Annotated in this window: 7 protein-coding genes; 3 read left to right on the forward strand and 4 right to left on the reverse strand. The window is 56.3% G+C overall.

What is annotated here, in order from left to right; all coding sequences use genetic code 11:
* Positions 1–601: 601 nt before the first annotated feature.
* Entirely contained in the window at positions 602–2,137 is a 1,536-nt protein-coding gene (locus ACIPUD_RS39275; RefSeq protein ID WP_446482924.1) for a porin, read from the reverse strand.
* A gap of 466 nt (positions 2,138–2,603) precedes the next feature.
* Here ACIPUD_RS39275 and ACIPUD_RS39280 point away from each other — a divergent pair, with 466 nt between their 5' ends.
* Entirely contained in the window at positions 2,604–3,086 is a 483-nt protein-coding gene (locus ACIPUD_RS39280; RefSeq protein WP_446482925.1) for a MarR family winged helix-turn-helix transcriptional regulator, read from the forward strand.
* Between the two features lie 103 nt (positions 3,087–3,189).
* Here ACIPUD_RS39280 and ACIPUD_RS39285 read toward each other — a convergent pair whose 3' ends face one another.
* From ACIPUD_RS39285 to ACIPUD_RS39295, 3 genes are all read right to left on the reverse strand, one after another.
* Entirely contained in the window at positions 3,190–4,260 is a 1,071-nt protein-coding gene (locus tag ACIPUD_RS39285) for an alpha/beta hydrolase family protein (protein ID WP_446482926.1), read from the reverse strand.
* Positions 4,261–4,686: 426 nt separating this feature from the next.
* Positions 4,687–6,090, reverse strand: coding sequence for an aminotransferase (locus tag ACIPUD_RS39290; RefSeq protein ID WP_446482927.1), 1,404 nt, complete (start codon positions 6,088–6,090; stop codon positions 4,687–4,689).
* 10 nt (positions 6,091–6,100) lie between these two features.
* Positions 6,101–7,627, reverse strand: a complete 1,527-nt coding sequence (locus tag ACIPUD_RS39295) for an NAD-dependent succinate-semialdehyde dehydrogenase (protein ID WP_446482928.1) — start codon at positions 7,625–7,627, stop codon at positions 6,101–6,103.
* Positions 7,628–7,764: 137 nt separating this feature from the next.
* Here ACIPUD_RS39295 and ACIPUD_RS39300 point away from each other — a divergent pair, with 137 nt between their 5' ends.
* Complete coding sequence (locus tag ACIPUD_RS39300) at positions 7,765–8,238, forward strand: Lrp/AsnC family transcriptional regulator (protein ID WP_446482929.1); 474 nt, start codon at positions 7,765–7,767, stop codon at positions 8,236–8,238.
* Positions 8,239–8,693: 455 nt separating this feature from the next.
* Entirely contained in the window at positions 8,694–10,307 is a 1,614-nt protein-coding gene (locus ACIPUD_RS39305; protein WP_446482930.1) for an MFS transporter, read from the forward strand.
* Positions 10,308–10,656 lie beyond the last annotated feature (349 nt).

Genomic DNA, 10,656 nt, shown 5'->3' on the forward strand with positions numbered 1-10,656 from the left:
CGCAACGTGCGACCGGCTGCGCAACCCCGACCAGCTCCGCCAATCGCACGTTGTTCACCCCGCGCCAAACGGCGTAACATCCGCCGAGACTCTAATCGCCAATGGATGAAAGTTCAGCGGCAGGTCAACTTGGTCATATCCGTGCTCCATCGGTTGTGACAGAGCAGGACGCTTCACACCTTAAGATCTGGTCCTATTTCAGGGGTCCACTTCACTTTACAACTTCCGCATCGACCAGGACTTTGGGTGCAGGTTCAAGAAAATTGCGCTTCAGACGATCTATTCTGGAGGATTGTTTGAGTTTCGCTAAAGATCGGACGCATATAGATGCGTGACTCTAAAGGTGCGCTCTGGACGGCAGGCAAACGCCGGATAGTGAGGGGCTTACAGGCCCTGCTTAGGTCAACAGAATATCCGGCCGCGCTTGGGATGGTGGCTCTAGATGCCGACCCGCAAAAAGCGTCGTGCAGATATCCAATTTCGGTTTTTGTGCCCGCGGTTTCAAAAAAGGCCCCCGGCGGGCATGCCGGAGGCCTTCTTGGAGGTTACACTTAGATTACAGAGCCGTGCTGTTTTCTCCTTCCGTTAGCTTATGAGAGGTTCACCAGACGCGCTGAGCGCGTAGCCGAAATGTCAGGCTGCCCTGGTCCTTGAGCTCGTACAGGGCAGCCGGCTTCGCGATACCCGATTGGAGGGGCAGTGCGACCGTGCTTCCACTCGCATACTTCTGGTCGAGCATGGTATAAGTGAGTTCGCCCATGAAGGTCAGGTTTTTGACCGGAGTCCAGTAGGTCGCCGTGCCGACAACCGCATAGTTGAAGTCGGGGTTACAGCCCACAGCGCCGCTCGATAGCGCAAGGTTTGCAACCAGCGCGCCGCAAAGGTAGCCCTTGGCTGTGTCGTTGTACCGCACGGCAGCCCAGGCACCATAAACGGCCGTGGCCCAGTGTGGGTCCCAGTTATGGGTGTAGCCAGCATTGAAGCCGTAGGTAGTGGTCAACTCTTGACCGGCGCCGGCGACGAACACGGAGTCTGATAGTCCGCCGAGGCCGAGGCTTTGGTAAGCGCCGGGCACACTCGTAGCCCCGTACATCGCGTACGTGGTCGACATGTAATCCTGGAAGTTGTATCGGCTTGCACCCTTCGTATACACGCCCTGCACGTTGATACTGTCGCCCGCGCCGGTTGGAATGTTCTTAATCGACAGCGCCAGCTGACCAGCCCAACCCCACTTGTCGCCTGGATAGCCGGTAACCTCGGACGCGCCATAGTACCCAGCATGGTTGTCGTGCGCAGCGACTGATGCCTGGAAGAGGCCCCAAGCCTGGTCAACACGAAGCATCGCGACGAGATCTGGCGTTCGCGAACCGCCAATGTCATTGGCGCCGTACGCACCGGCCGCGAGGCCTGCGGCCGTCGCACCGCTCACATTCCAGATGTTGGTCGTGTAATTAGCAACTTGATCCTGGGCAGAGAACGAAGCCGTAATGCCTTGTCCAAAATCAGCGGTATAGGTGACCTGGTTCGCGGCGTCGTAGCCGCCGCCGCCCGGCAGACCGTCGAAACTATTCGCGGGATAGTTGGTCCAAGGGGTCGAGAATTGCGAGGCGGCTTTACCGAAGGTAAAACCAGCGAACTGAATGAAGGCGAAATAAATACCGAGAGAGCCACCGGCGACTGAACCGTTACCGCTCGTTCCGGTCGCACTTCCGCCATAGGTTGTTGAGCCATTCACGGCAGTCGTGCCGGCTCCGTTGTAGCCGCCGGACGTCCATGTGAACGCGGCATCGAAGTAGGTGCGGACAACGCCGTATTCCGTCGCAGTACGGGTATCGATGTTCAGGTCTTCACGAGAACGCCAAGTGTAGTAGTTGCTGAGCCGGTTACGTGCGCCAGTGACCCCATTGTTGGCTGCGTCAGCAACGTAGTTGGTGTTGTACATGGAATCAGCGCGCAGGTAACCACCAAGCTTGATGCAAGTATCGGTGCCTGGGATGTAGTAGAACCCTGCGCCATAAAGCGAGCAAATCTTCACGTACTCGACCGCCTTGGCCTTAACGGGCAAATCGGCAGCCCTGGCCCCGGCGCTTGCAAGCAATACCGCAGAACCGAGCATCAGACTCTTCATCAGTTTCATGGATGAATCTCCAAGTTGGAAACGTCGTTTCCGTCCTTCAAAGATCCGCCGCTAGCCTCACCTACTGGGCGGGGTGCTTGACGGACGACGACGAGGTGCCCCCTCTCCGTCCAGCAAACGTGTAATTCGTCGCAGCAATTGTATCAATTAATTAATGAGCGTAATTACAATTTCGCGCCACAGCTGTTGCAATTCTACAACGGAAGTACGGATCTGAGCTAATATGGCCCAAAAAACCCCCGGGGGGCACCCCGGAGGTTCTTCTTGGTGGTTCTGCTACCGTTGAAGCGCCCCTTCTAACGATCTCGGCTAAGAGACATACTCCAATTACTTACATATAGCAATTAATTTTTGACATGGCGCCCATGCTGTGTTGACCCCTTTCCGGCGGCGCCTAACGCAGATACCTGTCGGGTCGTCTATGAATCGGGCTTGCGGGGGCACCGCGTTGGGGCGAACAGTCAACATGGCTGAAAAACAAAAAATCGACAGAGCGGTCAGAGACTTCATCTGGAACATTGTCGAGATCCATTCCCAGATCGAGGAAATACACAAGAGCTGGGCCGAGCTACTGGGATTGACCGAGCCACAGTGGCTGATCCTGATGGCTATCGACGAACTCGATGAAGGTCACGGCGTCTCAGGGATATCGGTTGCCGGCAAACTGCGCATTCACCCGCCGTTTGTTACCAACCAGACTAAAAAGTTAGAAGAAATGGAGTTTCTGGCGCGCGAACCATCGCTCGAAGATGCAAGGTTCATCCAAATGTCGCTAACTGAAAAGGCTCGTGCAGAAATTGCAAAGCTATCGATCAAGAGAGAGGCTCTTAACTCCACATTATTGGACGGATTAGATGAGGCGTCGCTTGACTACCTCAATAAACGGCTGGCCTCGATCGCGAGGAATAGCCGGCTGGCGTCTCAAAAACTGAGTATAGGTGTCTTGTAGCGATCACGAGCGATCGCGTCCCAATGTGTTGCGAGATCGCACGCACCTTCTTCGTTAGCACGTAGAGCTGCATTCACGGGAACTCTGAGAGATTGGGTCTAGTCTAGTGATCTGCTATGCAGGCGGCCGGCTTATCGAGTTGAGGTCGCGTGAGCTTGTCCTGCAGCCAACCGAAGATCGAATCGTCGGACGTCACGAAATTTTCGACGAGCCCCCCGGAGCTAACCATCCGCGGTATGGCCAACTCCATATCTATGCGCATCGCCGCACATTCGTCTTGTAGTTTGATTGCCTCCGACAGGCTAACGATACCGCGCCCCCCAGCCACGACGAGAACTGGGCATCTCAACTTTCGCATTATTTGCGAGCGACGCGCCGAGACTTCGTCGACTGCTGTCTCTCCGGTGATCCAGCTCACAGACGCAATAGTCCGCGCCCAACTCCAGAGACCGCCGTCGCAAACCGCGGCAGCGATGCGACGGTCAGATACAGCGAATTCCGTGGCCAGAATAGCCGACAATCCTTCCCCATAGACGGCGATCCGAGCAGGATCAATGTCGGGCCGCGCCGACAAGTAGTCCAGGCAGCACGACAGCAAAGTTATGGATTGGCCCTGCATGCGATTCGAGATGTCCTCGTGAGAGACCACGAGAACCGAAAGGCCCCTTCCAATGACAACTGGCAAAAGCCGTCCAAGCAGCGACGCTCCTGTTTCTTCCTCCATGCTGATGCAGATGACGGCAGGGGCTCGCGCGTCGGAAATACCGGCATGCAGATGGTAGGCTAGAAGTCCAGGAAGGTGTTCGCATTCAATTTTCACCCGCTCCATCCGCTGCTCTAAGGAAGATTTGAGACGCAGAATGCTGCGGTCCATCTTTGCTGAAATGGCTCTACTCCGTGGATCGACGTCGTCAATTAGGCGCCGAGCAGTTTCAAAGGCGGTCAGCGCGCAGAGCCAAGCCTCGGACGCCCGATCTGAGGCGCCCTGCTTGGCCTTCAGATCGCCCCGAGCGCAGTGATCATCTCCAATCTTCATCCATCTGGCGATCCAGCAGCTCTGCTGGTCTTTAGCTATGTCCCTCATGCCAGCGGGTAAATTGTCCAAAAACGTGCCGGCGTCTCGTCTTGCAAGCAATAGTTCGCAGTTCACGTGATGCCAAACCGCGCTATCCATCGCCTTGCCCCTTTGAAGCTGATCCTCATCCTTGGTGCAGGATCTGGTCAGCTGATTCAGCCGCTGATGTGGAGATACAGGGAGGCACGTCGAATGTGCGACAAGTAGTCAGCGTTCGCGCTTCGCTTATCTCCATTTATTGCCAAAATATTACGTTGCGATTTGAGACGAAGTTCCCCGATATACGCCCAGCCGGTTCTGAAAATCTTCCTTAAGCCGCCAAATTCGCAGCTTTTCGTCGAGCAACAGGCTAACCTCTCGCGGGCCGGAGGCGCCTCGCCAGTTGCTCACTCATTGACACCGTTCTGAGCCAGTTCACGCGAGGGCCTCCCATTTAGCGCGCCCCCTTCCGGGACGGCTGGTTTTGCCCGTACGCAAAAGCTTGGACGAGCCTGCAGGACCGCAGCCTACGTGCTCGGATCGACCTTACGCGCGACTTGCCGCTTCCTTAATCAGCTCGTCCATTACTTGCTTGGTAGCTCGATAAGCGAGATCAACAATCTCGTCGATCTCACTTTCGGACACAACAAGAGGGGGGGCAAAACCCAGAATATCCCCATGCGGCATCGCACGCGCAATGAGTCCCCGATCCCGCGCAGCCTTCGAGATCCGCGCGCCGACCTTTAGTTGCGGATCGAAGCGTCGCTTCGTTTGTCGATCCGCCACGAATTCGACCGCGCCGAGCAAGCCCACGCCTCTAACCTCACCAACTATTTCGAGTTGCGCAAATCGCTCTTTAAGCCGCTTGTGGAAATGCAAGCCGACAGTCCTCGCACGGTCAGTCAGGCGCTCATTCTCAACTATATCAAGAACTGCATTTGCAGCAGCCGCCGCGATGGGATGCCCAGAATAGGTGTAACCATGCGAAAATGCTCCGACACGGTCGGCCGCCTCCTCCATCACGGAGTAGACTCGCTCGCCAACAATAGCTGCCGAGAGCGGCACGTATCCAGATGTTAGGCCTTTCGCGACAGTTACGAGATCCGGCTCGATTTCGTAGAGGGTGCTACCGAAATCCGCTCCCGTTCGACCGAACCCGCAAATGACTTCGTCCGCAATAAGAAGAACATCGTAACGCCTGAGGACGGCCTGAATTTCGCGCCAATAGCCAGTGGGAGGCGGAGTAATACCGCCCGTACCCAGCACCGGTTCAGCAATGAAAGCACCGATCGTTTCTGGACCCTCTCGTACGATTAGCTGTTCAAGCTCGGCCGCACGTCGCCGAGAAAAAGCCTCTTCGGTCTCGCCCGGTTCAGCACCCCAGTAATGGTGCGGCGTACCTGTATGCAGGATGCCGCGAAAAGGAAGGTCCATGTGATCATGATAAAACGACATGCCGGTCATCGAACCAGAAATGACGGAGCAACCATGATAGCCGCGTTCGCGCGAGATAATCTTCTTCTTCTTGGGCTGACCGCGCAGATTGTTATAGTACCAGACAAGCTTGGCCTGCGTTTCGTTTGCGTCTGATCCGGACAAACCGAAGAATACCTTGCTGGGCTTGCCCGGCGCCATTCGTACCAAGCGATCGGATAGTACTGCCAGCTCTTCGGTCGTATGCGCAGCGTATGTATGATAGTATGCGAGCTTATAAGCCTGTCTCGCGATCGCTTCAGCTACCTCAGTGCGGCCGTACCCAATATTTACGCAGTAAAGGCCAGCAAAGCCGTCTATGTAACTTCGCCCCAGCGCATCTTCGATGCGAACGCCCTTCCCTCCGACGACGATTGTCGGATCACCGAGTTTTCCGGTGGCGAAGTCCTTAAGCTGAGTGAAAGGATGGAGCACGCTGGAGCGATCTTGCTGAGCGATGGTTTTAATATTATTCATGCGTTGTCTCCTAAGCCTTAAGATCGCCGAAACAGACGTATTTCATTTCGGTGTATTCGGCCAAGCCGTGTCGAGAGCCCTCGCGACCGAGTCCCGACTGCTTCCATCCGCCGAACGGAATGGGCGGACCTGTGAACGAGGCTGTATTGATACCGAGCATGCCGCATTCGATTTGCTCGGATAGTCTCAGCGCGCGTCGTAGGCTCTCGGTGTAGACGTATCCAGCCAAACCCATTTCGTTCGCATTGGCCCGGATCACGACCTCTTCTTCAGATTCAAATGGAAGTACCGCAGCTACAGGTCCAAACGTCTCTTCTTGCGCGATAAGCATGTCTTCAGTGACGTCACTGAGCAGAGTCGGAAGGACGAAGTTTGGGCTCAACTTCGTCGCGTGGGCCACTGCACTCATGCGCGCTCCCTTCATTACGGCATCATCGATTTGCATTCGGCACTTGTTGGCCACGGATAGCTTCGTCATAGGTCCAATATCCGTTGCCGCTTCCAAGCCGTGACCGACTTTCAGTTGGACTATTGCTGCGGAAAACGCCTTGACGAACTCCGCGTATATGCCTTTTTGTACGTAAATTCGATTGGCAGCCAAGCAATCCTGACCTGACGTCGCAAATTTCGCGGCCATAGCACCCTTGACGGCCTTGTCGAGATCGACGTCGTCGAAGACGATGAATGGAGCGTGCCCTCCAAGTTCGAGCGACACCTTTTTCACAGTCGCTGCAGCCCCCTCCAGAAGCACGCGACCGACCTGGGTTGAGCCCGTGAACGAAAGAGCCCGCACTCTTGGGTCGCGCAACAGAGGCGTCGATAGCTCGAGGGGATCGCCCACGAGTACCTGGAAAACACCGCTTGGAACACCAGCCTCTTCGGCCAACCTAGCAAGCGCAAGAGCAGAGAGGGGGGTCTCCGGAGCCGGCTTGACAATGATCGGGCACCCGGCCGCCAGAGCCGCCCCAGCTTTCCGCGTGATCATCGCGACGGGAAAGTTCCAGGGCGTGATCGCCGCCGCAACACCAACTGGATGCATTCGCACGTGAAGAAGGCTTCCAGCTTTGTGGCTGGGGATAGTCTCTCCATACGCACGCTCACCCTCAGCAGCGAACCAGTCGAGAAATCCCGCACCGTACGCAATTTCGTGGCGAGCCTCGGCGATCGGTTTACCTTGCTCGCTCGTCACCAAAATGGCGAGCTCATCCGAATGCTTGGAGATCAATGACGCCCAAGCCCTCAGGATAGCCCCTCGCGTTGATGGCAATAATTCTCGCCAACCAACAAAGGATCGCTCAGCCGCCGCAATTGCGGAATTCATATCGGCGCCCCCGCAATGAGCGACATCCGCGATTTCTTCGCCCGTAGCCGGATCAATCACAACGTCTCGTTGCTCGCCTGGATGCCAGCGACCGTCGATAAGCGCTGCGCCTGCGACGAAATCGCGGCGGCGCAGGGCTTTAAGGTATTTAGCGGCGATCCCGATTGGAGACGGGCTCTCATGCCGAACTGTTCGCAGCGCCATCGAGAAGCTCATTAGGTTAGTTGAAATTGCGCGTGCAATCAGGATACTGGCATAGCAAACATATTTGCGTCGCTTTTCCGCATCGTTTGACGATTTCCTGCACCCCACCGGTATATTGCGGCGAAATACACCTGAGAGCTGGAGCCGATATGCAGTACGATCGAATTGACGCTCGCATCCTCGAAATCGTGCAGAAGAACAACCGCCTCAACTCCGAACTGATTGGCGAAATGGCGGGCCTCTCTGCAACGGCTTGCCAGCGGCGCCTGAAGAGGCTCCGTTCCGAAGGTATCATCGAAGCCGACGTGTCCATCGTTTCGGCGAAAGCGGTGGGGAGACCTATTCAGATGCTTGTGCTGGTGAGCCTGGAGCGTGAGCGTTCTGATATTATCGACAAGTTCAAGAAGGCGATTAAATCTTCAGTCGAAGTTGTGAACGGATTCTACGTCACGGGAGATGCTGACTTCGTCCTCTACATTAGCGCGCGTAGCATGGAAGATTATGAGCAATTCACTCGCCGATTTTTTTATGAGAATTCTGACATCAGGGGGTTCAAGACCATGGTCATCATGGATCGGGTAAAAGCCGGCTTTTTCGTTCCAATCGAATTTCCGAAGGATTGATGCGGCTTTCTCCGCGATCGCATGCTTTTTAGGCGCGATCGCGGCAAGAACGCATGAAATCCGCGGCGCCCCTGGTTTAGAAACAAATCGACTGCAAGCAAGCTCACTCAAACTGAAGTGCAGAGCGAGATAACAGTCCAGTCCGTTCCATGCGGCTAACTACCGTCTTCTACCAAGACGGAGCGAATGCAAACTGCTGGCTTGGCTTGGCGCAGGCAGTTCCGCAAGCGAAGAGCGATCTCCCTTTGAGCTTCTGCGTTGTCGACGTGATGCTCCCTCGTTTGGAGGGCGGTAGACATTTTGAAATCACGATGAAGATTGAGCCGAGAAGGCCCTACCTAATCGCAGACAATTCAACGCAAGGCCGCGATATCATCACACCAAGTCGACACGAGCTGCCTTGCAGGGTCCCCTGTACTGTCGATCCTACCATCGGAAGCAATGCAGTAGCCGAAATGAACGACGCGCCTAATCCCGAGACTCTCGGCGGCGATGGTATCACCGCTCCACTGAGATTCCCAACGTTTCGACGGATTTGGCTCGCGAGCCTGTTCTCCAATCTAGGCATCCTGATTCAAGGCGTCGGCGCAGCTTGGGCTATGACCCAGATGACGTCCGCGGCCGACAAGGTCGCGCTGGTGCAAACAGCATTGACGTTACCCGTAATGCTGATCTCGATCCCGGCCGGCGCGGTTGCCGACATGCACGACCGGCGGCTTGTGGCGCTGGTCGCGCTCGGTATTACATTGGCAGGAGCGGCTGCGCTGACCACTCTCGCTTGGGTCGACCTAATCACGCCGAATCTGTTGCTGGCCCTATGCTTTGCAGTCGGCATTGGGATGGCTCTGATGGCACCGGCGTGGCAGTCTTCCGTAAGCGAGCAGGTCTCTTCCGAAGCACTACCCGCGGCAGTGGCCCTGAACGGTATTAGCTTCAATATCGCACGCAGTGTAGGTGCGGCGATCGGGGGCATTGTGGTTGCCACCTCCGGCGCAGTGACTGCATTCGCGCTTAATGCGGTGCTCTACTTGCCGCTGATGCTCGCTCTTTTTCTGTGGAAGCGCATCGCTGAAACGTCTTGCCTGCCGCCCGAAAAGCTTGGGCGCGCCGTTGTCTCAGGCCTGCGGTATATCAAAAATTCACCATCGCTCAGAATTGTGCTAGCTCGCTCAATGATTACCGGGGTGCTCGGTGGCGCAATCATTGCCCTGATGCCGCTGGTGGCGCGGGAGCTCCTAAATGGCGGGGCGGAGATCTATGGCATGATTCTCAGCGCTTTTGGCTTTGGTGCCGTCATCGGAGCCCTGAACCTGACCAAGGTGCGTAAACGTATGAGCGGGGAGGCCGCAATTCGCGCTTGCGCGATTTCCATGGCTGCCGCGGTTGCCGCAGCGGCGCTCAGCCACCAACCGATTCTAACGGTCGCCGCACTGGTTTTAGCGGGCGCGGTGTGGATGATAACTTGGGTTCTGTTCAGCATCAGTGTGCAGCTTTCGGCGCCACGTTGGGTCGCGGGGCGATCGCTCGCGGCCTACCAAGCAGCGGGCTCTGGCGGAATCGCCATTGGCAGTTGGGGCTGGGGCCGTCTAACTGATTCGGTAGGCGTCGACGCCGCGCTCCTGATCTCCGCAGCCTTGATGCTTATTTCGCCGCTCCTCGGGCGTTGGTTGCCTATGCCACGCATCAAGGAGGGACGCGAAGAGACGGAAATGCTCGACGATCCTAAAGTACGACTGGCGCTAACCGGACGTAGCGGGCCCCTTGTGGTGGAGATCGAGTATCGAGTAGCGCAGGAGAATGCGCGTGCCTTCCACAAATTGATGCTCGACGTGCAGCTTTTTCGCCAGCGCAACGGCGCCTATGGCTGGTCAATTGCCCGCGACATTGCAGACCCCGAACTGTGGACCGAGCGGTATCACTGCCCAACATGGCTCGATTATCTGCGTCAGCGCAATCGCTCGACGCAATCAGAGCGCGCGCTCGATCAGCAGGCAGTGGCATTCCACATCGGCCCTGAGCCGGTCCGGGTCCGGCGAATGTTGGAACGCCCATTCGGATCCGTGCGATAACCCCTGGCCAAGGGAACTCCCGTCTAGTTAATGCACGTGAACCGGTTAAAGCAGCGATGATGGTTCGATTGGACCATTAGCTTACCGCAACCGAACCGAAGGCGGACCGTTCCGATTTCTTATCCGGACTTGGTTGTGATTCAAGCATTCAAGCTGCGCATGGATCGATTCGCTCTGACTGACGCTCAATGGGCGACGATGGCTGTCAATCGGCTTGCAAATTTGGCTCTGACGCAATTTTGGTGCAGCACTGGTCATGTGGCGCCGATTAGCCGAGCCTGCAGCAAGTCGAGCTTAGCGCGTCCGTACATTTGGCGCTTGACCAGTTTGAGCTTGGTGATCTGGCCTT

Source organism: Bradyrhizobium sp. CAR08, assembly GCF_052871955.1.